The 23657-nt window shown below is 50.5% G+C and carries 19 protein-coding genes and 1 tRNA gene; 11 read left to right on the forward strand and 9 right to left on the reverse strand.

Features of this window, described 5'->3' with window-relative positions; all coding sequences use genetic code 11:
- Positions 1-78: 78 nt before the first annotated feature.
- Together mmuM and mmuP are read right to left on the reverse strand one after the other, a co-directional pair.
- On the reverse strand, positions 79-1011 hold the full coding sequence (mmuM, locus tag IM314_RS11140; RefSeq protein ID WP_193358856.1) for a homocysteine S-methyltransferase: 933 nt from the start codon (positions 1009-1011) through the stop codon (positions 79-81).
- A complete protein-coding gene (gene mmuP / locus IM314_RS11145; protein WP_041911121.1) occupies positions 998-2398 on the reverse strand; it encodes an S-methylmethionine permease in 1401 nt (466 codons plus the stop codon). The genes mmuM and mmuP overlap by 14 nt, the downstream gene beginning before the upstream one ends.
- 337 nt (positions 2399-2735) lie before the next feature.
- On the opposite strand from mmuP, the gene IM314_RS11150 reads away from it, so the two are divergent.
- From IM314_RS11150 to IM314_RS11195, 10 genes are all read left to right on the forward strand, one after another.
- Complete coding sequence (locus IM314_RS11150) at positions 2736-3845, forward strand: AI-2E family transporter (RefSeq protein ID WP_028012104.1); 1110 nt, start codon at positions 2736-2738, stop codon at positions 3843-3845.
- A 119-nt stretch (positions 3846-3964) separates the two neighbouring features.
- Positions 3965-5749: a diguanylate cyclase gene (locus IM314_RS11155; protein ID WP_193358855.1), complete on the forward strand. Its 1785-nt coding sequence runs from the start codon at positions 3965-3967 to the stop codon at positions 5747-5749.
- Between the two features lie 309 nt (positions 5750-6058).
- Positions 6059-7132, forward strand: a complete 1074-nt coding sequence (locus tag IM314_RS11160) for a catalase family peroxidase (protein WP_041911124.1) — start codon at positions 6059-6061, stop codon at positions 7130-7132.
- Complete coding sequence (locus IM314_RS11165) at positions 7129-7692, forward strand: cytochrome b (protein WP_041911125.1); 564 nt, start codon at positions 7129-7131, stop codon at positions 7690-7692. The genes IM314_RS11160 and IM314_RS11165 overlap by 4 nt, the downstream gene beginning before the upstream one ends.
- Before the next feature lie 427 nt (positions 7693-8119).
- A complete protein-coding gene (locus IM314_RS11170) occupies positions 8120-8614 on the forward strand; it encodes a molybdopterin-dependent oxidoreductase (protein WP_193358854.1) in 495 nt (164 codons plus the stop codon).
- A 17-nt stretch (positions 8615-8631) separates the two neighbouring features.
- Positions 8632-10569, forward strand: a complete 1938-nt coding sequence (locus IM314_RS11175; protein ID WP_048957578.1) for a bifunctional diguanylate cyclase/phosphodiesterase — start codon at positions 8632-8634, stop codon at positions 10567-10569.
- 239 nt (positions 10570-10808) lie between these two features.
- A complete protein-coding gene (locus IM314_RS11180; RefSeq protein WP_028012097.1) occupies positions 10809-11066 on the forward strand; it encodes a YjhX family toxin in 258 nt (85 codons plus the stop codon).
- A 10-nt stretch (positions 11067-11076) separates the two neighbouring features.
- Positions 11077-11823 (forward strand): cyclopropane-fatty-acyl-phospholipid synthase family protein, encoded by a 747-nt coding sequence (locus IM314_RS11185; RefSeq protein WP_193358891.1) that lies wholly within the window; start codon positions 11077-11079, stop codon positions 11821-11823.
- Between the two features lie 137 nt (positions 11824-11960).
- Positions 11961-12815, forward strand: a complete 855-nt coding sequence (locus IM314_RS11190; protein WP_193358853.1) for a GIY-YIG nuclease family protein — start codon at positions 11961-11963, stop codon at positions 12813-12815.
- A gap of 897 nt (positions 12816-13712) precedes the next feature.
- Positions 13713-14519: a DUF4225 domain-containing protein gene (locus tag IM314_RS11195; protein WP_193357443.1), complete on the forward strand. Its 807-nt coding sequence runs from the start codon at positions 13713-13715 to the stop codon at positions 14517-14519.
- Here the strand turns inward: IM314_RS11195 and IM314_RS11200 are convergent.
- The 7 genes from IM314_RS11200 to proB form a co-directional block, all read right to left on the reverse strand.
- On the reverse strand, positions 14516-14830 hold the full coding sequence (locus IM314_RS11200) for a hypothetical protein (protein ID WP_041911130.1): 315 nt from the start codon (positions 14828-14830) through the stop codon (positions 14516-14518). The two genes, IM314_RS11195 and IM314_RS11200, sit on opposite strands and share 4 nt — an antisense overlap.
- A 924-nt stretch (positions 14831-15754) precedes the next feature.
- The gene (locus tag IM314_RS11205; protein ID WP_032667799.1) at positions 15755-17362 is read right to left on the reverse strand and encodes a hypothetical protein; all 1608 of its coding nucleotides are present in this window, start codon (positions 17360-17362) and stop codon (positions 15755-15757) included.
- 9 nt (positions 17363-17371) lie between these two features.
- Complete coding sequence (locus IM314_RS11210; protein ID WP_193358852.1) at positions 17372-18070, reverse strand: hypothetical protein; 699 nt, start codon at positions 18068-18070, stop codon at positions 17372-17374.
- 693 nt (positions 18071-18763) lie between these two features.
- The gene (locus IM314_RS11215; protein ID WP_227008616.1) at positions 18764-19255 is read right to left on the reverse strand and encodes a DNA-binding protein; all 492 of its coding nucleotides are present in this window, start codon (positions 19253-19255) and stop codon (positions 18764-18766) included.
- Positions 19256-19644: 389 nt separating this feature from the next.
- Positions 19645-19720, reverse strand: a tRNA-Thr gene (locus tag IM314_RS11220).
- Positions 19721-19831: 111 nt separating this feature from the next.
- A complete protein-coding gene (gene proA, locus IM314_RS11225; protein ID WP_028012087.1) occupies positions 19832-21085 on the reverse strand; it encodes a glutamate-5-semialdehyde dehydrogenase in 1254 nt (417 codons plus the stop codon).
- 11 nt (positions 21086-21096) lie between these two features.
- The gene (gene proB / locus IM314_RS11230) at positions 21097-22200 is read right to left on the reverse strand and encodes a glutamate 5-kinase (protein WP_014882684.1); all 1104 of its coding nucleotides are present in this window, start codon (positions 22198-22200) and stop codon (positions 21097-21099) included.
- 305 nt (positions 22201-22505) lie between these two features.
- On the opposite strand from proB, the gene phoE reads away from it, so the two are divergent.
- A complete protein-coding gene (gene phoE, locus IM314_RS11235) occupies positions 22506-23558 on the forward strand; it encodes a phosphoporin PhoE (protein WP_028012086.1) in 1053 nt (350 codons plus the stop codon).
- Positions 23559-23657: the final 99 nt, after the last annotated feature.

The following is a 23657-nucleotide window of genomic DNA, read 5'->3' on the forward strand; positions in this document are numbered from 1 at the left end:
AAAAAAAGCGGGAAAGGATAGTTGATTTTGTGCGGTTGGTTTGTGCCGGGTGGCGCCTGCGCCTTACCCGGCACAAACTCAGCGCTGCGCGTTCAGCTCTGCAATATCCTTCGGCGTGGTGCGACAGCATCCGCCGATTAACTTCGCTCCCGCCGCCAGCCACTGCGGCAGATACCCCGCCAGCGTCTCGCACGCTTTGCCGTGGTGGTGCCAGGTTTTGGTTACCGCATCATAATGCTCGCCCGAGTTCGGGTAGACCACCAGCGGCAGCGGCGTCAGGCTATGCAACTGCTTCAGCGCCGCCGTGGTGTTTTCCAGCGCGATACAGTTGATGCCCAGCGCGACGACCTGCGGATAGTCCTCCAGAGAAGAAACCACCTCCCGCAGCGGCGTGCCGTCGCTCAGGTGCTCGCTGTCGCGCAGGGTGAAGGAGAACCACGCCCGTGCGCGGGGATACGCCGTCAGCAACGCGGCCAGCGCCTTTATTTCCGTGAACGACGGCAGCGTTTCGCAGGCCAGCAGGTCTGCACCCGCGTCCAGCAGCGCTTCCACGCGCGGGCGGTGGAATTCTGTGAATTCTTCGGCACTGCGCACATAGTCGCCGCGATACTCTGAGCCATCTGCCAGATACGCGCCGTACGGCCCAACGGAGCCCGCTACCAGCAGCGTGCCCGCGTGCGGGTTTTCGGCCAGGTACGCTTCGCGCGCCTTACGCGCCAGCTCCACGCTTTTGCCAATCAGCGCGCGGGACTGCGCCTCATCCAGACCGCGTGCCGCAAAGCCCGCAGGCGTGGCCTGGTAGCTGGCGGTGATCGCCACCTGCGCGCCCGCGCGGTAGTAATCAAGATGCACTTCACGGATAAGATCCGGGTTTTCCACCAGCACTTTGGCCGACCAGAGGCTGTCAGCAAGGTTACAGCCGCGCGCTTCCAGCTCCGTTGCCATTGCGCCATCCAGCACTACAAACGGCTGTTTTTCAAGGATGGCAGTAAGCGGATTATTCTGCGACATGTTCAGGCTCCTGCGATGTCATATTTCGGGTCAGGTAGTAGGCACCATAACACAGGGCGACGAACGGAAGCCCGCAATAAAGGGCAATGCGCTGGCTGGGGTCAAACCACAGGCCGACGCAGGCCACCACGCAGAGGATAAAACCGAGCACCGGCACCAGCGGATACCACGGCGCACGGTACTGCAGCGCAGAGAGCGGTTGGCCGGACTGCAGATGACGGCGACGGAAAACGAAGTGCGACGCGCAGATGCTGATCCACACCGCCACCACCGCAAAGCCAGAAATGGCCGAGAGTGCGACGAACACCGTGTCCGGGGCCACCACGCTTGAGAACAGCGCCAGCACGCCGCCGAGCATGGAAACCGAGAGCGCCGTCAGCGGCACGCCGTTTTTGTTCACGCGAGCAAAGCAGCGCGGGAGCGTTTTCTCATTCGAGAGCGACCACAGCATGCGCCCGGAGGCGTACAGCCCGGAGTTCGCCGCCGAGAGGATCGCCGTCAGGATCACGAAGTTAAAAATATCCGCCGCGTAGGGAATACCGACCTTTTCAAACACCAGCACGAACGGGCTTTTTTCCACGCCCGCCTGCTGCATCGGGATCAGCGCCGCCAGCACAAACACGGTGCCGATAAAGAAGATGATCAGCCGCGCGATGGTGGTGCGGATCGCAACCGGAATGACCTTGTGCGGATTTTCCGTTTCACCCGCCGCGATGCCGATAAGCTCGGTCCCGGAGAAGGCAAAATTCACCGCCACCATGGTCATCAGGATCGGCAGGCCGCCGTGCGGGAACCAGCCCTCGGCGGTGAGGTTGCTTAAGCCCGGCGCGGGTGAACCGTCCTGCATCGGGATGAAACCAAAGACCGCCGCCCCGCCGAGGATGATAAAGGCGATGATGGTGATGACCTTCACCAGCGAGAACCAGAATTCCCCTTCGGCAAAGAAGCGCGTGGAGATGACGTTAAGGCCGAATATCACCACGCAAAAGACCACGCACCACGCCCAGACGGGCACCTGCGGGAACCAGTACTGCATGCAAAACCCGGCGGCGGTAAAGCTCGAGCCGAGCGCCACCGTCCAGGTGAGCCAGTAGAGCCACGCCACGGTATAGCCCGTCGCCGGGCCGAGATAGCGGGCGGCGTAGACGTGGAACGCGCCGGTTTCCGGCATCGCCACGGAGAGTTCACCCAGACACTGCATCACCAGCCAGACCACCAGCGCGCCGATCAGGTACGCCAGCAGCGTGCCCGCCGCACCGGTGGTGGAAATGATGTATCCGGTATTAAAGAATAACCCTGTCCCAATCACGCCGCCCAGCGAGAGCATAATCAGGTGGCGTGTTTTCATGGTGCGCTTAAGCTGTCCATTTTCTTGTTGTGTTTGCATATTACCTTCTATACGTATGGACATCTAAACATCCAAAGAAGGTGTTATACCGCGATTGTTAATAAAAAGCTAGATGACCAGACGTAAACGGGCGCGCCGCGCGCTGAGTCTGGGGTGGGTTGTGAGGATCACATAAAGAATGGGACGCCAGGCCATAAGCACCTCCGCAAGCAGATACTAACAGCATGGTGCGGGAACGTGCGATCTTCGGTCAGTAGAAAGTGCTATCCGAGAAGCGCAAATTCATACTGCGATATTGCTGAACTGGCCGCCAGGTTGGTAATTCTCGCAATCGGTTCTATAGTCGTCACAGTTTCTTAGTAACCAGGACTGACTGATGCGCTTTAACGGACTGACCAAAGGTTTCTTTATTTTCATTCTCGCCCTTGTGACTTGGGCCTTCTTCGACGTGCTGTCGCCCTACTTCTCCGCGATACTGTGGGCCGCTATTCTGACCGTCATTTTCAACCCGGTAAAAAACAAATTGCGCGCCGCGCTGGGGGATCGCAACGGGCTGGCCTCGCTGCTGACGATTGGCATTATCTGCCTGATCGTCTTTATCCCGCTGATGGTGATCCTCTCCTCGCTCGCCATCGAGCTGAACGTGGTTTACACGAAGCTTCAGGAGAACAACACCCAATTCCCGGAGGTAGTGGCGAGCATCTTCAACCACTTGCCGGACTGGGCCAGCGGCTTCCTGGCGGATCACAACCTGACCAACGCGGCGCAGATCCAGAAAAAACTATCCGACGTTGCGCTGCAGGGCGGGCAGTATCTGGCAGGCAGCGCGTTCCTGATCGGCAAAGGCACGTTTGGCTTTGCGATTAGCTTCGGCATCATGCTTTACCTGCTGTTCTTCCTGCTGAAGGATGGACCGTATCTGGTACGCCAGATCCTCGACTCCCTGCCGCTGTCTGATTTTGTTAAACAGCACCTGTTCGCCAAGTTCGTCGGCGTCTCCCGGGCGACGGTGAAAGGGACGGCGGTGGTGGCCGTCGTTCAGGGCACGCTCGGCGGGATCGCGTTTGCCATCGTGGGCATCGACGGCAGCGTGCTCTGGGGCGCGCTGATGGCGTTTCTCTCGCTGGTCCCCGCCGTCGGCTCGGCGATTGTCTGGGTGCCAGCCGCCATTTACCTGTTCGCCACGCACCAGCTCTGGCAGGGGCTGTTTATTGTTGGCTTCTTCGTGATTATTGTCGGGCTGGTGGACAATATCCTGCGCCCGCTGCTGGTGGGGAAAGACACCAAAATGCCGGACTACCTGATTCTGATCTCCACCCTCGGCGGCATGGAGCTGTACGGCATTAACGGCTTTGTGATTGGGCCGCTCATCGCCGCGCTGTTTATCGCCTGCTGGAACCTCTTCTCCGGCCGCGATCACGCGGGCAATGCCGAAGAGCTGGACGCCGAGTTCATCGAAGAGGGAAAAAACTCTCCAGATTTGTAGGGACGTGACGATAACGACCACATCAGGCGGCGCTGTGCCGCCTTTTTTTTCGCCTTAAATCATACGTTTTCTATAATTTGAAGAACGCCATCCTCTTTATGCGGTAAAAGGATCTCCAGGTGCGAATCGCGACAATAACCAACTGGGCCTACGGTGCCACGGTCTGCCTGACTATCGCCTCCGGCATTATCATGCTGATGGCCTCCGGTGCTGACACCGCCGAACGTCAGGCCATTGAACAACGCCAGCGTTTTGATGAGCTTACAGAAAATATTGAAACCGACGCCTGGATACAGTCCGATTTAGCGCGCCTGTATGTCATCAAAAAAAATCCGCAAATCCTGGATGAGTACAATGCGTCAGAGAAAAAACTGAAGAGCATCGAGCTGAAGCTGGACAAACTGCAGGACACCGGCGCTTCAGATGACGAGCTGGCCCTGCTGCATGATGGTTTAAAAATCATTGATGCACTGCAGGATGAGCAGCAGGCGGCACTGACGAGCGTGGCCCGGGGTGAAGATGCGCAGGCCGTTGCCCTGCTCTATGGCATGCCCTACGAGCAGGAGCTTGAGCGCGCACAAACCCAAATCGATCGCTTTCGCCAGATACTCGACAAACGTGTCATTGCCTCCGTGCGGGAGGCGACGAAAAAATCGAAAGCGCTGCGTACGGCTTCTGAAGTGATGGTTGGCCTGACCGCCCTGCTGTTCTTGTTTGTGCTCGGCTTTATATTAAAACGCCGCGTGCTGCGCCCGGTGGTACGCCTGAGCGACGTGGTTCACCGTCTGGCCTCTCAGGACTTCGCGGTTGAAACGCCTAACTTTAACCAGATTGATGAGATTGGCGATATGGCCCAGGCCATCCGCATCTTTCGTGAAAACGGCCTTGCGCGACAGCGTCTGGAAAAAGAGCGCGACGCCGACTGGGCCATCCGCGAGCTGCTGGCGCGCATGACCCAGCGGCTGCAGGGGTGTGAAAACTTTGACGATGTGATCAACGTGGCGGAGCTGTTTGCGCCCAATATCGCGCCGGGGATAGCGGGCCGGCTCTACGTTTTTGACCGCGATCCGTGGCAAATGCGCTGCGTCGCCCAGTGGCTTTCACCGGCAGATGATGAGGCCACGTTCCACCCCGATGCGTGCTGGGCCGTGCGTCGCGGTCAGAGCCATCCGCCGGTTAACGGTGAACCGGATGTCGCCTGCTATCATCTCCCGGAATCACAGGCGGAAAGCGCGCTGTGCGTACCGCTTATCGCCCAGGGCGAGGCCATTGGGTTGCTCTCGTTCCAGAACATCACCCCGGAAAATGCTCCTGCACGCGCGTATCTGGAACTGATGGCCGAGGCGCTCGGACTGGCGCTGGCGAATCAGCGCCTGCGCGACGCGCTGCTGGAAAAAGCCTTGTTTGACCCGCTTACTGGCCTGCGTAATCGTCATCATCTGGAAGACACCCTGCACACGCAAATGACGCAGGCCATGCGCAACGGCGAGCCGTTAAGCTGCATGATGATCGACATCGATCACTTTAAAAACATTAACGACCGCTTTGGTCACGAGGCTGGCGATCAGGTAATCAAAAACGTGGCGACGATTGTTCAGCGGGCCGCGCACGACGGCGGGCTGGCATTCCGCTACGGGGGCGAGGAGTTTCTGGTTCTGCTTCCCGGGGCCGGTGAAGCAGAAGCGCACGCCTGCGCGCAGAAGATTTACAACGGCGTGCATGCGCTATCGCTTCGCTACGGGCTGACCGAGATTGGGCCGGTGGATGTGTCAATTGGTATCGCCAGCTATCCAGAGCATGCTCAAAGTGACAACCTGCTGCGCGCCGCGGACGTGGCACTGTACCGGGCGAAAGAGCTGGGACGCTCGCGAATTGTGAGTTTTGGGATGCTGGAGGCGGGCTAGACCGCCCGCCGGGTGGCGAACGCGAAAATATCTGGCATCAAAAATTATAAACTTTTCGTGATATTCTTTTTTAATAAAGTTTACCTTATATACTCTTTTCAGAGCGTAAAACGCACGTTATAAAAATAGTGGCTTTTCAGTCTATTATTCTTTAGCGCGTCTATAATCGCCTCATCATAAAAATATCCTCTGGCATATTACCGCGATTATAAAAAAATAATCGCCTCAACTTTATCCCTGTATTGATGCGTGGCTCGCCGATGTTCGTGCGCGTGACAGGTATTATTCTTTCACACTGGAAAAACGTCTATGTCTAATGTGGATTTACGATCCAAAAAATCCTGGGGAGCGCTGGCCATCATCGCCGCGATCGTGGGCGCGATAGCATCCGCATTTGCGTGGACGGCGGGTTGGATCGGTTCTCGCACCACCAGTCAGGCATTAGTCTCGGAAACACCAACGCCGTTTCCTCCCGGATTTCGCCGGGCACACGGCAAAGGAATGTGTTTTACGGGAAACTTCATTCCAACCGGTTCAGCAACGTCTTTGTCAACCGCGCGCCTTTTTTCCCAGCAGCATACCCCTGTTGTCGGACGGTTTTCCATCGGCACTGGCGACCCCCACGCGGCGGATAGCTCAACGAAAACCCTGAGCATGGCCCTGATGTTCAGAACAGACGATAACCAGCAGTGGCGTATGGCAATGAACAACGAACCCTTCTTTGCGACCCGGGACCCTGAAGGATTTCTGGCGCTGCACCAGGCAACCGCGCCAGACCCGGCCACCGGCAAGCCGGATCCACAGCGCCTCGCGGCATTCTTAAAAGCCTATCCGGAAGCAGAGAAATACCTCAAATGGGCGGCACAAAAGCCCGCCCCCGGGAGCTTTGCCGGCGCAACGTTCTACAGCATTAACGCCTTTTACCTCGTGGACGGTCTCGGAAATCGCCAGGCGGTACGCTGGATGATGCGCCCGCACGATCCTTTTGTGTCGCTGAGCGAGGAGCAGCGCCAGAAGGCCGATCGCAACATCATGTTCGAGGGCGTCAGCCAGAGGCTTGCTCAGAAGCCTCTCTACTGGGATTTTGTTCTGCAACTCGCCCAGCCGGGCGATCCGGTGGATGACCCTTCCCGGCCGTGGCCTAACGATCGCAGGCAGATCGTGGCCGGTACGCTGGAAGTGGCGCGCGTCGAAGCCCAGGCTGACGGTCCGTGCCGCGACGTTAACTTCGACCCCTCGACGGTTCCTTCGGGTGTGAACGTGTCTGACGATCCGGTGTTAAACGCGCGTTCTGCCGCGTATTCACACTCCTTTAGTCGCCGGGAACGGGAAATTGGTTACGGCAAAGCCACCGAAGCTGTTGAAAAGCAGGAGGTAAAATGAACCCGAATCAAGAACATGGAAAAGCGCCGCAGCATTTCAACGCCCTGGCAAGAGGACTACACTGGCTAATGGCGGCGATGATTCTTGCCATGCTGTTTATTGGTACCGCAATGATGACGACGCTTCATCACCGGATTGCGCTTATCGACCTGCATCGCCCTCTGGGGATTGCCATATTACTGCTGGCGCTGCTCCGTCTGGTGAACCGACTTCGTAGCAAGACGCCCCGGCTGCCTGCTGATTTACCCTTCTGGCAAGTGCTTGCGGCTAAAGCGTCGCACTGGCTGCTGTATGCGCTCATGCTGGCAATGCCATTTTTGGGCTGGGCGCAGCTGTCGGCAGCAGGCTTGCCCGTCGTCATGTTCGAGGGATTTAATCTCCCACCGATTTTGCCAGTAAGCCCAACCCTTTTCGCCTGGTGCCACGATGCGCATAGCCTTCTGGCAAAACTCCTTTTTGCCGTGGTGCTATTACATATTTCTGCTGCATTAGTACATGCCTGGATCTACCGGGATAGCGTTTTTGCCAGCATGACGAAAAGCGGCAACCAGAAAAATTAAATAAAAAAATGGCCTTTTTATCCGTTCTCGAATAAAAAATCGCCGGAGTGTGATAATTAAACGGCACAATTAGCGCGACATATAAATTGGCGAAAAATAACCAGGCGTCGTTGTCCCGGTAACCTGCAGTCTGGGGCATCCGACGTTATGGTTAGCAACGCTGCCCGGGCGATGCCTCGTGCGCGTCAATAAAAAACGATCGTTTTTTAGCCGAAAGCGACTTTATTCACATAATGGTCGCGTACTTAAAAAAAGAAGCACTCCCAGTGCTGTCAAACCCGCTCGCACCAAACCACTTCAACTCGATGATTTTAAAGCAGTTTCCTGCAACGCATATCCAAAAACGGTAGCGTCTCAACAAAATACATAAACTAGTAGGATAACTAAATTATAATTCATATACTTCTGTGCAAAAGTGGAGGCCATAATGCGATTAATCCTAATGCTGGTGTGCTGTCTGGTTCAGAGTTTAGCCTGGGCGGGTGAACTGCCGAAACCCGCCGGAAAACCCATTTTGACGATTTACGGGAATATAGAAAATACTAACGAAGATGGAAAAGCAGTGTTTGATCTCGCAAGCCTTGAAAAACTCGGGATGGTGAGTTTCGAGACGGCATCTCCCTGGTATACGGGCAGGACGAAGTTTGAGGGGGTTCCAATGAACAAACTCATGGATTATGTTGGAGCAAAGGGTTCTGTCGTTAATGTTATTGCCCTTAACGATTACGCTACCGCTATTCCTCTCAGCGATTTTAAGAAGTATAACGCTATTCTTGCTTTAAAGATTAATGGCGAATATATGCGTATCCGCGATAAAGGCCCATCATTCATTGTATACCCTTATGACAGTCTTCCTGAGTTGAATAATCAAATTTATTACTCGCGTTCAGCATGGCAGGTTAGCAAAATGAAGATTGAATAGCAGTTCGGGAGAACATAATGAACAGGATACTGGTTGGTATCATTTTTTCTCTTTTTATCACGACGGGATATATTGCATTTCTTGTTTACGATCGTCAGCAAGAGCTGCAAAAACTGACTCACTACACTGAGTCCTGGTCCGTGGCTCAACTGGTATCAGAGTACTACCGATTTGAATCATGGCTTGGTCTATACGCAACCGATACCGATGACGTTACGATAGACCAGGCCCGCATGCGTCTCGAAATTATGCTCAGCCAGGGCGAGTTACTGAACGGGGGAGACTTAGGCCGCTATATTGAGAGCGATAAAACGCATCAAGAGATCGCTGCACGCCTGAAAGAAATACTGGCGTATCTGGACAGTAACCTGGAAAAAATGAGCCATGAAGAATTAAAAAAGTACCTGGCAAATATGCACCTGCTCGACGCGCCGCTCAGTCAACTGTCTTCAAGCGCATTAACCAAAGATATTAACACAATTAATGAATCTAACCATAAAATACAGATCCTATATTATATTTACTCTGTACTTTCGTTACTTCTGGTGATATTAAGCTTTATTCTGGGGTTCTTAATGATCTATCAGAATAAAAATATTCTTAAAGCTCACATGCAGGTTAAAACCCTCGCTGACGAACTTCAGCGGTCAAAAGAAACGCTGCAAATACAGAATTCGAAGCTGGAATATGATGTGTATCATGACTCCCTTACCGGCATGAAAAACCGTCTATTCTTCTGGGACGATCTCAATAAAATTACCCTTCAGGCAGATAAAAACCATACCCCTGTCACGGTGATGTTATTTGATTTAGACCGGTTCAAAGAGGTCAACGATACCTATGGCCATGACGCTGGCGATTTACTGTTGAATCAGGTATCCCGACGGCTTACCTCAATGAGTAACGCGACGGATACGTTTTACCGCCTGGGCGGTGACGAATTTGCACTTCTCTCCAGCGGCCTGACCGAGAACGCAGCGGTTTTGCGCGCCAAAGAGATCAGCGCTCACATCAGTCTGCCCTATACGATCAATAACCAGCTGATAAAAATTGCCACCTGTGTAGGTATCGTTTTATCTGATAATGAGCGGCGCTCTGATTATCTCTATAAATTTGCCGATCTGGCCCTCTACGAAGCCAAAAAAGAGGGCTCACAGCAGATAAAAGTCTTCCGTCAGTGGATGCTGCAGAAGCTGCAGGAAAGCAGAACCCTTGAGCATGATATGGCTCTCGCGATCAGCAACCATGAATTCGTTGTTTATTACCAGCCTATTGTCGATTCATTCAGCAATGAAATTTACGGCTATGAAGCGCTTATTCGCTGGATACACCCGGTAAAGGGGATTTTGTCGCCTGATTACTTTATTTCTGTTGCTGAAAAAACAGGGATGATCAATGAGATTGGCAAAAATGTGCTTGAACTTGCCTGCCGGGAGGCCGCTTCCTGGGCGGTTCCGGCCAGAATCTCGGTAAACGTCTCACCTGTTCAGCTGGGGACTAAATCATTTACTGCAATGGTTCAGTCCATCCTGAAAGAGACAGGCCTGCCGGCCAGCCGCCTTGAGCTGGAAGTTACGGAGTCTTCGCTCTTCAGTGACAGCAACACGCCGCTTACTATTCTCAAAAAACTCAGATCGCTGGGGGTAAAAATCTCCATTGATGATTTCGGAACGGGTTATTCTTCGCTCTCGAGGCTGAGTGAACTCAATTTTGATAAAATTAAAATTGATAAATCCTTTGTGAATCCGATATCCACCCAAGACGATGCGCTTAATATCGTTAAACTGATAACCGGCATGGCGAAGAGCCTCAATATGCGGGTCATTGCAGAAGGTGTGGAAACCGAAGCGCAGCTTGAACGGCTTCAGGCGCTGGGCTGCGATCTTGTGCAGGGCTATCTGTTCGGAAAGCCACAGGCTGAAATCGATAAAAATATAAAAAACGGTACAGTGTGATCTTACCGGGATCACACTTTTCACCCCTGGGTATACACATACAATGACCGGGTGTTATCATTCACCCCGTAAATACCTTTCAACTCAATCCGAGGCTTTGATGCTGGAGAATGTAATCATCCGATAATCAGCTCCCCGACCTTTTCAGGCCGGACTGATTATCAATGCGCCGAAATCGAATGCGGACACCGCTGTGTGTTTGCACGTTTTGCACATGATGATTAAACAGGTTTTCCAGTATGAATTTATCCCGTCAGGAACAGCGTACCTTACACGTTCTCGCCAAAGGTGGCCGTATTGTGCACGTCCGCGATACGTCCGGCCGCGTCACCGCCGTTGAATGCTACAGCCGCGAAGGGCTATTGCTCAGCGACTGCACGCTCGCCGTCTTCAAAAAGCTCAAAACCAAAAAGCTGATCAAATCCGTTAACGGTCAGCCCTACCGTATCAATACTACCGGGCTGAACAACGTCCGTGCCCAGCCTGATAATCGTTAAGGAGAGGATGATGGATATCCCACGCATATTTACTGTTAGCGAAAGCGAACACCGTATTCATAACCCCTTCACGCCAGAAAAATATGCCACGCTCGGGCGCGTGTTACGCATGAAGCCAGGCGCGCGCCTTCTCGATCTCGGCAGCGGTTCGGGAGAGATGCTTTGCACCTGGGCACGCGATCACGGGATTACCGGTACCGGCATCGACATGAGCCCGCTCTTTACCGCGCAGGCAACGCGGCGCGCAGAGGCGCTCGGCGTCAGCGAACGCGTCCATTTTGTGCATAACGACGCGGCAGGCTACGTGGCTGATGAACAATGCGACGTGGCGGCCTGTGTTGGCGCCACATGGATTGCGGGCGGCGTCGCCGGGACAATGGACCTGCTGGCACAAAGCCTTAAGCCCGGGGGAATCATGCTCATCGGTGAACCTTACTGGCGACAGGTTCCCGCAACGGAGGAGACGGCTCGGGCTTGCGGCGTCTCCTCCACCGCAGACTTTCTCACCCTGCCCGACCTTGTCGCGTCTTTCGATCGCCAGGGCTATGACCTGGTCGAAATGGTGCTGGCAGATCAGGAAGGCTGGGACAGATACGAAGCTGCGAAATGGATGACCCTGCGCCGCTGGCTGGATCAAAACCCCGACGATGATTTTGCACAGGAGGTGCGCGCGGAGCTGACGGCAGCGCCTAAGCGCCATGTGGCTTACACAAGGGAATATATTGGCTGGGGCGTGTTTGCGTTAATTGCACGATAGGAGGGAGTGCCGGTATAGCCTTTTGGGGCTATACCGGCCTTAAGCATGAAGCGCTCAGCATTGTGAACGCTGCGCTACGCCTGGCATGAAAAAACTTCTATCATTGCTTTTTCCGTTACCGCATTCACAGGCGCTTTATGGACACCCCTTCTTTTCTCTATTTATTGCTTTTCCCGGCCAAAAAGAGGATGAAAGTGGGTAAAGCCAATAATATCTATAACCGCATTCAGTCGCTAAAACGGGTCTGGGGCGATGTGGATTATGCCCATTCTTACCGCATTGCGTTACCGCAGTCCGAGGTCTTTAAGCTGGAAAAAATGCTGCATTTTCTTTTGGCCAAATATCAAACGGGCATTGATGCCGGCGACGGCTATACCGAGCTGTTTTCCATTGAGGCGCTGGAGCCCGCCATTAAGCATATTCATTACGTCATTGAGCATGGGGTCATTGATGCTCAGCTCCTTCAGGGAATCGAAAAGCCACAGCTTCGGCCCGGCAAAAGCGCGGCGCATCGCCACGCGAAAATGAAAAAGCGGTCAGATACTATGATTAACAACGTTGTCAGGGTGACGGAACAGTTCAGCAGGATAAATCGTTTACTGCTTATCTTGCTATTTAAGCAGCACCACCTTCGTTATCAATATGACATTGAAGGTAATACCATACTGTTTCGGATAGCAGACAACCGTACTGACCAACGCGATGCTCACAAAATAATGCGCATGTTCAGCTTTTTTATTGAAGACTTCAGATACTTGGGAGGGACCAACTACTGCTCGGGGGTCTTTGGTGAAGGCACGGTCACGCAATACAACGTGGAGTTGATTTCAGGCGACCATGACGCACATCCTCTGGTGGCCTATCTCGCCTCGCAAACAGAGCGCTTGTTTAATAAATTGCCATCGCGATCGGCGTTATTAATGGAAGATCTGCCGATACTGGAATCGAGCCGAATCCTGCGTAGGGTATTACAGAATGATGACGAGGATTAAGTTGCTTATGCGGCGACACTTAATGCTATTCAAGGGCAAGACGACGTACTGTCATCAAGACAGATGCCCTCTGGTGAATCCTGTATCGCGCTGTGGGAAGTCATGGATTATCGGTACGCCAGTTATATCTGGTGCTAGAAATCGCCGCTGAGGGCTTCTGGTGAAGCGTAGAAGGGATTGATGGGACTGCATGCGCTGGTGTGGAAAAAGATACGCATCTATGACCGCCAGGACGGGAGAATTTCGCCAGGTGAGGGTAGACCTTCTACCCGTTGTGGTAACGTCGCCGTAGTGGCTTTGTATCTGCTGGTGAATAGAAAAGTATGCTTTTATGGCGTTTAATGCTCTGGCAGAATCAAAGGCCTGAAACCTGAAGTTGTGGGGTGACCAGACAAACTCATCCAAAATCCTTGAACAAGTAAACTCACCTCAAATCCTCCCGAATGCTATCCTTCTGTTGATCAAATCGCTGTTGTATACCCCGCTTCACGCCAACGCGCCGAAAAGCAATACCTGACCAAAAAAGCCAAGTACTTATAAGATACAATATGTTAAATGACTGTACAATTAGTGAACAGACGCACTTCAAAACATCAAGTTATCTCCCTTGCGTCAGCCCAAAGCAGCATTGTGTAACTGCACTCCTTGTTGCAGTGAGGCGTGTCGCTGAAGGCATCACGTAGCGATATTTGGCGAAGAAAAGCGCTTTTCACCGAGGTCCTGGGCTGACGGCCTAGCAGCGGTCCAACAGAGGCGGGGATATTTTCAGCAGGAGAATGTAAACTGGAAGGATAAAACAACGGGACACCCACGGGGGCGGGTTGTGAAAGTATTTCCTGTTATCTTCGACCTTATTGCACGTAAAATGACCAGACACATTTTGGGAAGGAGTCTTTAATGGATATTGCGCTGCTCAACAGGGGCTGGAACAGAACATGGTCAGATACCATGGTGAATCTTGAAGCCCGGAAACTCGTCGAAACAGCAAACCGACTGTCAGCATTCTATTTGCAAGATGGTCTTACACGAATCAAGTTTGTCGAAGAGATAAAACAGGTTGTAGATAAAGAATTTGAAACAGCACGACGAGCTAAAACCGATGAAGAATGCATTGCATGCATCAAAAATCTTCGTGCTGAAACAGATAATCTGCTTGAACAAGAGCGTCTGTTAAAAACCAAGTCCGCACAGCTTTACGCGAAGGTTGAGTTTGTTAAGGAAAATAATAAAATCGTCGGATACGTGATTTCAGCTATTCACATTGTGGTTTCTGGAATGGCAATTGCTGGCGGTGCGTTGATGGTCGCAACGATGACACCTTTAGGTATGCTGGCAGGGGCTATCCTTGTAACAGATGGCATTAACGGTCTGTCAAAAGAAATCATTCCCGGTATATATGGAAAACAATATAAAACAGAGGGATTTGTGGCTGATGGCACTATGGAAGCGGCCCAGTTTATGGGTTTCAAGCCTGAAACAGGACTTGCGATTTATAACGCTATTACGTTAACTGCAAATGTATATAGCATCTTTGGATTAGCCAGAAGACCCGAAGCATGGAGGCTATTTAAATGGATGCCCCGTGATTTCTATCGCAAGGTCGATACGATGAGCCGCCCAAAATTAACAATGAAAATAGTAGGTTATGGACTTAAGGCCAAAGTAATATTTGACCTGCTTTCTACTGACACATCGAACCATTAACCTCTGAATTTTCTCCAGAACCGCCAGGATTTGTAAGAAAGGACTGGCGGCTGAATAAATGCAACGATGACTATTGCGATCAGAATTGATATACCACCACCCACGACGGTTTCTTTCGCAGAAAACAACACTAAAATGATAAAAACCATCAGACATGCCGATGTTATCCATAAAACAACCCTGAATCGATTAGCCAGATCCTGAATCGCTTCCCCCAAGGTTCCGCCGTAGCTTTCAACGTTGTTTTTTATCTTCTGCAAATCCGATGGTGTAAACCCTGAACGTAACAAAGCCTCATCAGTCACTTTCATATCGTCTCGTCCCTTATCTTCCAGAAGTGTTTTCCCAATCGCTAATTGTGCAAGCAATCATACTGATGAACTTTACAGCAATCCACATGATGTTTGTGCAATGTATCAGATTTCAGACAATAGCATCCATAAAGCCCCGTTAGTGGTACAAGCAACAAGCGGAGCGCAGCGACTTCATCTGGCCAACCTGGTTGGTTTCGCTTTGCGAAAGTCACAAGTGACCAAATCAGATTGTCAGAAGGATCACACCTTATCAGGGTGCTCGTGTACCTTTCGGAGCGTGAGCGAAGCGCTGGCAGAGCCTGCATGTCGTGTGCACCACTATTCACCTGTTTACGTGGCTCGTAGGGCCACACATCGGGCTTAAATGCGTGTGATCAATCTGTTTCGGGAGGATTTAGAGACGTTGGCAGCGTCATCAGCTTCGAGTTGATAGCGGTTCGTGTGGACTATTCACGCTTTGTACCTGTTCGAGCTTTACAACTACAGGCCGCTACATGTTAACGTCCCTGAATAGCCACTGTTAACCATAGCGGCAACTGTTGGTCATAGAATCCCTTAAAGAAAGACTGTACCTTAAGAGCGATAATCGCCTTAACTTATTGTTTTTAAAGGTTTTTTGTGTGAATGCAATAATAGGAACAACACAAAACATAACAAGCTGTTGATTTATAATAATTTATTTCTATTTCATTTTTCAAGATACCCCCACAAGTACCCCCAAAATATTTTATCTACTCAATAGATCGCAGTGTTTCGATGATAAATCCGATGATTTTGTGTCAAGAACGCTAGAATCTGAGCTTTAAAATACACCACAACTCCACCGAATGGAGGTGAAGTTATGGTGCTATAGTCAAAAAAATTCAGTTAACTGCATAAAGATAATACACTTCGCAGAATATATTCTCCAACATCAGGATATCAACCTGAAATATATTCAAGAAGTTCTGCAGTCGCAGCATTTTTCATAGTTCGAGCTCTCGAAGGGCCTACTCCATATATTTTTTCAATTAGGCTTTCTTCAGTATTACTATGAAGATCTTCAATTGTATTGATGCCAACAGACTGTAATCTTTCTTTTTGCCATTTTGTGAGTGCTACCAATACATTAATTGGTTTTTTCAGGAGAGATCTTAAGGACTCTTCATACTGAAGTTCATGCTTATTAAGAAGTTTTTCACTTCCGGCATAGCTTGAGTGGTTCTTACCAAACTCAGGGAATTTTTTAACAGACAAATTTTTGTAAAATTCTTTTGAGTCAGAATGTGGGTTACTTTCTAAAGATAACATGCACCCATATTTTATTTCATATCTTGTACCAAGCTCAGATCTGGTGGCTCTAACAGCACTATCGATCTTTCTAATAATCCCAGTATAAGTTAAAAGCCTTAAAGATTCTTTAACTGGCTCTGGCGCATCTTTATGTATCCAAAAATAAATTGTAGATTCATCTGTACCCTTATCTCTTCGAGTCTTATTATAATCTTCTACTCGAGGTATAACAGAGTTCTCCAAGAAATCTCTACCCCAATCTATAACTTCACGATGCCCCTTGTACTTTTCACCCAAATCAGTATGTTCTGTCCAAATTTGATTTCGATAAAAGGACTTTATTATGGCGTTAACTCCACTAGCATTTAATTTTGATAGATCTTGCAACGTTCTCAACAACATTCGAGGATTACCGCCTGAAGCAAGAGCTAACGTGTTGAAAAGATCTCTTTGATTGTCTATCTCTTTCTTTAGCGACTCATCTGATTGCTTAAATACAATATCTTTGAAATATTGAAGATAATCTGATTCTAAAATATTTCTTTCGAGTTTTTTGAATACACAATCATGAATTGGTTCAAAAGAATCACCAAAGTGAGTAACTCCAGGATAAATAGCCGCATTACATGTAATATATGGTGAACGAAGATCTTTGAATAAACTAAAGAATTGACGTTGCTGCTCAGGTCTAAATACATGCGCCGCCTCATCAAAAAAGAAAACAACTCTATCTAGATTATTCTCCTCACAAATTATTTGTATTGCCTCTTTGACATCTTCAATATCAGGTAGTGATGATATATCAACAGCAATCTTTCCTTTATAAGAATCTTCGAAAAGTCTTACGATTTCTTTCAAACTGGTTTCAACGCTTTCTTCTGTGTCATTATGATCATTACTGAGCAAATTAGAAGTCAAGCCTGAAACAACCATCCCCATTTTTCTAAGCTTATTAAGTAAGTATTTTAATGTCTTAGCCATCATCCAATGATAAAACTGAAGGTTATCATCGGTAGTTATCAAAGAGCTCATGTTGAAGGGAACAAATACTGTTACGCATGCCTTATCCCCTTCTTCTAACTCTAATTCCGCAACCCTCATAAGGAATGACTTACCAGTACCTCTTGAGCCCTCAAGAAGACAAGGTTCATTAGATTTCAGAGCTTCAAGAATGCCTCTGTCAGTTGAATTTACAACTGACAAGGATAGAATATCTGATTGTTTAATGCTTTCTGTACGTAGATAAAATTCACTCATAATTCATTCCTATGATATACCGAATAATTCTCTAATTTTTTCTATATGATTAAATTCTTCTGGCAAAAATTGCATAGATTCGCGCTCATTATCATCAAAAGTTTTCGCGTATCTACACGTAGCTGCGAACAATATAGATTCAGTTACACTCTTGTAATACTGACAATATTGTTCGAAGAGCTCATTTTTATACATGATTTTGATACTTCCATTTATCCATGTCTCGTTGTTGCCATGAACATATTCTGAAAGTTTTCTATAAACGCCAATTGCATTAGCTCGATATTCGCCAGCATCATCTACTAAATCTGGGAAAAATGCCATAATAAATCTTTTGGAATACACGCCATTATCTTCATCAATTATCCTTGACCATTTTATATCCCTTCGTCCATCAAGCCACTCATGCATTTCTAATTTACTGGCAGAAAAATAAATAGCTCCCAACCCCATTTCAAGTGCGAGTCTTAGTGATGAAAATGCTTGTCTATATAAACCCACAATTAAACTATAGTTTGATGATTCTAGTTGAGCGCTAACTGTTTCTAAAATTCTTTTTTCTTGAGGGTCTCTCAAGACATTTGACATCTCGTATATGCACGAAGACAAATGGTGAAGTTTGCCTAAAGTTTCTTTTTGATAAATAGACTGTTCGAAGACGGTTTGGGATTCTGCATTTAACTTAGTAAAATACTCTTGAATATCCATAAATCATTTAACCTCCAATTTAACTGCCTCATCACCCAAAATAAAATTAAAAAGTCAACAACGTCATTACAACTACTAATTAGATTTTAAGATAATACAATACAAGAACAGAAAGTGAAACTTTTTCATAGTCTAAACTTTAAGCAAGAACTTACCACTACATTATCATTGCGGTAAATAGCGTGATCTAAATCACTGTTAGAAAGATACCTTCTTAAAACTATATATAAGTTATTCATTACAGAATGAAGCAACTGTAACTTAGAGCGCGTTCTGCCAAAAATCCCCACTGGCGCTGACGGTGGGTGACAACTTTTGACAACTCAATCTGAACGCCAGTGTCAGGGCAAACCAGAACAGCGATCTGAAAGAGGGTCGAGGATGGTTGCAAAGGGGGAGCGCTTAACACCTCCCCTTCACGAGTTCGTGCACCTGAAGTTTTCTGAAGCGGTAGCGGTTGACACTTTCCCCCTAGTTTTCCCTAGTAAGGCATAACAAACCATAACAGGCTGACACCTGCCCTGCTTCGCATCAGGATTAACAAAAGTTAACAGCCAAGGCTCAACAAATCTCAACGCCAGCCCTTTACACTTCTGCTGTAGCTGCTGTTCGTAGGCGTCAGGATCCGTTAGGTTGGGTTGACACTTTTCCCAGTATCTCGCGAAAAGTGTCAAGTTTGAGGGGCTGGGGGGTTTACAGTTTTTCGCCGTCCAGCAGGCAGAGTGACATTAAACCAGTTTTGTTCCAGTCATCCAGCGTATCGGGGTGCATTGTGGCAACGTAAGCCAGCTCAGAGCGAAGAAACCGTAAAGCGCCTGCTGCACGGTCTTTGCCATAGAAGCTGTGGGTTTCTTCATCCGGCCGGAAGAGAATCAGCAATTGTTCATCGGGCTCGTGCTGAACATCAAAACCCAGCTCAGCGGCTGCTGCCTCTATACGCTGGCCAGCATCAATATCAGCCGGCAACTCTTTCCCGCCGTCATGCTTCCATACCCATGCGGCGGCCTGCGCCCATGTCATTTCAGTCTGGTGTTCGCCTGCACCAGCAGAATTTTGTTTAGCCTGCGATGCTTCGACATCCACTTTATCGCCTGAAATAACAATTTCACCGCGGGCTATCCAGCCGCAAATAGTTTGCCGGCTGACGCCCATATGCCTGGCGTAGGCTGATTTACTTAATAGCATCGTTATGTTTCCCTCCGGGCAGAAAAAAGCCGCCCTCAGGCGGCCTGCTTCTCTTCTGAATGTGTCTGCCGCTGGCTGCCTTTGAGCATCGCGCTGACATGTTCGCTTAACTGATCAAGGCCAAGAATGAGTAGATACCAATGATTTAACCGATGCGCGTTTATTCTTCAGGTAGTCGAGAATGTTTGCTTCCTGCTAATTTAGATCCGAATCGTTGAAGATAACGTTCATTAAATCCATCTCTGCTTCAACCTGAGCAGGAGAAGACGCAACAGTTGAATGCTCAAGCATGCGCTTAGAATTGATGCGAATTTGGGAGCTTCTTTCCCAAATCTGCCCCATCGTGCAGATAAGAAGGGAGCTAATGATGCGTAACTTTTTGAGAGAACTGGTGCCGATAATAGGAGTCGAACCTACGACCTTCGCATTACGAATGCGCTGCTCTACCAACTGAGCTATATCGGCCCTGAGAGGCCGGTTACGAGTGTAACCACGGGGCAAAAGGTTAGATCTAACCGGGTGATGCGTCAATGCCCTTTTGAATCAAACGGCTATTTTTGCATCACCCGTGACTATTTACGCACGAATCGTATCGTCACCGAAGCCGATCCACTTATAGGTGGTCAGCGCTTCAAGGCCCATCGGACCGCGCGCGTGCAGTTTCTGCGTGCTGACCGCCACTTCCGCGCCAAGTCCGAACTGGCCGCCGTCCGTGAAACGGGTGGAGGCGTTCACATATACCGCAGAGGAATCCACTTCATTCACAAAGCGATCGGCATTGCGCAGCGTACGCGTCAGGATCGCGTCAGAATGCTGCGTGCCGTGTTCACGAATGTGCGCAATAGCGTCGTCGAGATCCGCAACCACCTTCACGTTCAGATCCAGCGACAGGAACTCGTCGTCGTACTGCTCCGCTTTTACGGGAACCACACTAGCCGGGCCACCCTGGAGCAGCGCGAGGGCATTGGTATCAGCGTGCAGCGTCACCCCGCTCTCCGCCATCTGTTTGCTCAGGGCTGGCAGGAAAGTACTCGCAATCCCCTGGTGCACCAGCAGCGTTTCCACGGTGTTACAGGTGCTTGGACGCTGGGTTTTGGCGTTGACGATAATCTTCAGCGCTGGCTCAATTTCGGCGCTGTCGTCTACCACGATATGGCATACGCCGATGCCGCCCGTGATGACCGGAATGGTCGACTGCTCACGGCACAGCTTGTGCAGGCCCGCGCCACCGCGTGGGATCAGCATATCGATGTATTTGTCCATGCGCAGCATCTCGTTGACCAGCGCGCGATCAGGGCTCTCAATCGCCTGCACGGCCCCCGCCGGCAAACCGCACTCTTCCAGCGCCTGCTGGATGACTTTCACCGTCGCGGCGTTGGTGCGCCAGGTCTCTTTCCCACCGCGCAGAATGGCGGCATTACCGGTTTTCAGGCACAGGGAAGCGACGTCAACCGTCACGTTTGGACGGGCTTCATAAATCACGCCGATGACGCCGAGCGGCACGCGGCGACGCTCCAGACGCAAACCGCTGTCGAGCAGCCCACCGTCAATCACCTGCCCTACCGGGTCGGCCAGATTACAAACCTGACGGACATCGTCGGCGATACTTTTAAGACGCGCCGGGTTCAGCGCCAGGCGGTCGAGCATCGCTTCGCTCAGGCCGTTTCGACGCGCTTCCAGCAGATCCTGCTCGTTGGCAAGCAAAATGTCCTGAGACTGTGCTTCCAGATAATCAGCGATTTTTTCCAGCACGCGGTTTTTCTCGCGGCTGGAAAGGAGCGCCAGTTTGTAAGAGGCGGCCTTCGCGGCTGCGCCCATTTGTTCCAGCATGTTCTGGCTCCTTAACGAATAATCATGTCATCGCGATGCACGGCAACCGGGCCATATTCATAGCCCAGAATAGCGTCGATCTGCTGCGAGTGGTGGCCCGCAATGCGGCGCAAGGCATCGCTGTTATAGCGGCTTACGCCATGCGCGATGTCGCGACCTTCAAGGTTACGGATGCGGATCACTTCACCACGGGAGAAGTTGCCTGTCACGCTTTTAATTCCTTTAGGAAGCAATGAACTCCCTCGTTCCAGAATCGCCGCGGTTGCCCCTTCATCAACGGTGAGTTCACCGGCAGGCGGCGCGCCAAAGATCCAGCGCTTGCGGTTCTCCAGCGGGGATTCCTGGGCGTGGAAGCGGGTGCCAACGGAAATGCCTTCCATCACGTCGCCAATCACGCCAGGGCGGCTGCCCGCGGCAATGATGGTGTCGATACCGGCGCGGCACGCCACGTCGGCGGCCTGCAGCTTGGTCCCCATCCCGCCCGTTCCGAGGCCGGACACGCTGTCACCGGCGATGGCGCGCAGCGCATCGTCGATACCATGAACATCGGTAATCAGCTCGGCTTCCGGGTTGGAGCGCGGGTCGGCGGTGAACAGCCCCTGCTGATCGGTCAGAAGCAGGAGTTTATCGGCACCGGCCAGGATGGCGGCCAGCGCAGAGAGGTTATCGTTATCGCCCACTTTTATTTCAGCGGTGGCAACGGCATCGTTTTCGTTGATAACGGGAACAATATTGTTGTCCAGCAGCGCGCGCAGGGTATCGCGGGCATTCAGGAAGCGCTCCCGGTCTTCCATATCCGCACGCGTCAGCAGCATCTGCCCGACGTGAATACCGTAGATAGAGAACAGCTGTTCCCAGAGTTGAATGAGTCGGCTTTGTCCCACGGCGGCCAGCAGCTGTTTAGAGGCGATCGTCGCGGGGAGTTCGGGGTAACCCAGGTGTTCACGCCCGGCGGCAATCGCCCCGGAGGTCACAATCACAATACGGTGCCCTGCGGCATGCAGCTGAGCGCACTGGCGTACAAGCTCAACAATGTGGGCGCGATTTAGGCGGCGCGATCCGCCTGTTAACACACTGGTACCGAGTTTTACCACCAGCGTCTGGCTGTCACTCATGATTCTCTGCCGTTCAACGATAAGGGAAAGTAATGTCGAACGAACGTTTTAACAGGAGTCAGCCCGGTTGCCAACTGCCTTAGTGCATCACCAGGCACTTTGTTGCGCGGGATCAGGAAGCGTAGCGGCAGAATTTGACAAATTTATTACCATAATAATAAATCACAGTTTTTTAAAATTAATCTTAGTTTGTCATAAAAGTTTCATTCCAGAACGATAAAACCCTTCCTGTTTTTTCACGGGACTTAAGCATCAGCTTATCGTCCAGCGAATTTTTAAAGCGCGTTTATAAGACAGGATCGAAAATGAAAAAGAGCACTCTGGCATTAGTGGTTATGGGCGTGGTGGCTTCCGCATCTGTTCACGCAGCAGAAGTTTATAATAAAAACGGTAATAAACTGGACGTGTACGGCAAAGTGAAAGCTATGCACTATATCAGTGATGATGACACCAAAGATGGTGACCAGACTTACGTTCGTTTCGGTTTTAAAGGCGAAACCCAGATTAACGATCAGCTGACGGGCTATGGCCGTTGGGAAGCTGAATTCGCAGGTAACAAAGCTGAAAGCGACTCCTCGCAGAAAACACGTCTGGCGTTTGCCGGTATTAAACTGAAAGACTTTGGTTCACTGGATTACGGTCGTAACCTGGGCGCGCTTTATGACGTCGCGGCATACACCGATATGTTCCCTGAGTTCGGCGGTGACGGCCTGGCACAGACCGACAACTTCATGACGAAACGTGCCTCCGGACTGGCCACCTACCGCAATACCGACTTCTTTGGCATGGTAGACGGTCTTGATATGACCCTGCAGTACCAGGGCAAAAACGAAAACCGCGACGTGAAAAAGCAGAACGGTGACGGCTTTGGTACGTCTCTGGCCTATGACTTCGGCGGCAGCGATTTCTCCGTCATTGGTGCTTATGCCAGCTCCGATCGCACCAACGCGCAGAACCTGCAGGCGCGCGGTGAAGGTAAAAAAGCCGAGGGCTGGGCAACCGGTCTGAAATACGACGCGAACGATATTTACCTGGCCACTATTTATTCTGAAACCCGCAATATGGCCCCTATCTCCGGTGGTTTTGCAAATAAAGCGCAAAACTTCGAAGTGGTTGCACAATATCAGTTTGACTTTGGTCTGCGCCCATCCGTGGGTTATGTACAGTCCAAAGGTAAAGATATCGAAGGCATTGGCGACGAAGATATCGTGAAATATATTGACGTGGGCGCCACGTATTACTTCAACAAAAACATGTCCGCGTTTGTTGATTATAAAATCAACCAGATTGACGACGATAATAAGCTGGGCGTGAGCAGCGATGATATCGTTGCGCTGGGTGTGACGTATCAGTTCTAAGATTATCCAGATAAGAAAATCCCGGCATACAAGCCGGGATTTTTTTGCCCAGGGTAAATGCGGTCTGCTGCCCTCCCCCCCGGGCCGGGGGGCCCGGGA

Origin of the sequence: Enterobacter cloacae complex sp. P42RS, assembly GCF_014930595.1 — a bacterium.
Taxonomy (GTDB): domain Bacteria; phylum Pseudomonadota; class Gammaproteobacteria; order Enterobacterales; family Enterobacteriaceae; genus Enterobacter; species Enterobacter bugandensis.